The organism is Aliterella sp. E5.1, assembly GCF_057473825.1.
Map to the genome: position 1 here is coordinate 1 of NZ_JBYCCV010000414.1, position 1,251 is coordinate 1,251.

Below are 1,251 nucleotides of genomic sequence, written 5' to 3' on the forward strand. Positions count from 1 at the left end.
TTTCCGATCTAGTGACATAGCTAGCACGAGCTTCATTGTAATCTTCTTGAGTGTATAAAGAAGTGGCTGCTGAAACTAAATGGTCTGCAAAATCCTGAGGTTGCTCAGCTATTCTGATGGTTCGAGGGAGATCAGAAATTCCTCGTAAAGCTACTGGAGTAGCTACTATACTAGAACCAGAAGCAATTGCGTCTAAGGTTTTAATCTGAATTCCACCTCCTCTAAGAATAGGAATTGCAACAGCTTTTGCTTGGGACATGAATTCCTGGGCATCTGGTACAACTCCTTGATAAAAAATATTAGAATATTTTGAAGTAACCCAATCAGCACCCTTACCGGCAATATGAATAGATATACTAGGAGGTAAGTAAGGATAAACAGCTTGCAGAAACCACTTCAAGCCTTCTTCATTTGCCTTCCATGTCCAGCTCCCTAAAAGACCAACGTCAAACTCTTTATTAATTTGTTCTTCTACATGGACTTTTGAGTCAGGAGCTAAGAGGAAGGTCTTAACATTACTTGCACCCTTGATCATTGAAAAATAGTGAGCATCCTGTTGTGTGAGAGTCCAAACTTGCTTAGCCATAGCTGCCAGTTTATCTTCTTGTAACTTAATCAATCGTGCCTCTCGGTCATAGACAAGTTTCATAAGAGGGTTGCTAACATTAGCAGAGCTAACTTGATAAATCTGATGTTCAATGTTGTGAGCAATAGTTATAAGTTTATTTTCTGCTGTAATAAACTTTCCTAGCCATGCAATTTGAGAATGGTCTATAACAATGACATCATAGTAATTTTGATTAAGCAGTTCTTTGACTTTTCTAGTGTACTGTTTTGAGTAATACTTCGCCGATGAATAAGCCAAATTTTTCATTAGGCTTAATAATAGCCACAAGATAGAATTAAACTTTGCTTTACTAGTCTCTGTAAATCTTTCTTCAACAACTAGAGTCTTCAGATGCTCTCTTTCTACATAATCGCCCTTTCTTAAGTAGCCTACGACTAGGACTTCATGCCCAAGCTTTCTAAGAGAATCAACAAAACACTGAGAAGCAACTTCTCCACCATTACAGTTCTTACTCAGAAGAATTGTTGTCAAAAAAAGAATTTTCATGATCTGTGAGCGCTAAATTTGATGCATTTACAAATAGTCAAATATAGTATCCGCAAACTTTTCGGCTGAGTTTTGTCCTGCAAATTGTTTCATACTGTGATGACTACATAAATCTTCTGCAGGCATAGTTAAATATT

1 protein-coding gene is annotated in these 1,251 nt (G+C 37.1%); it reads right to left on the reverse strand.

Annotated features, from left to right (window positions below; all coding sequences use genetic code 11):
* Positions 1-1,114 (reverse strand): glycosyltransferase (locus tag AC2VE5_RS27780; RefSeq protein ID WP_486890739.1); only part of this gene is annotated, 1,114 nt, incomplete at its 3' end.
* Between the last annotated feature and the right edge of the window lie 137 nt (positions 1,115-1,251).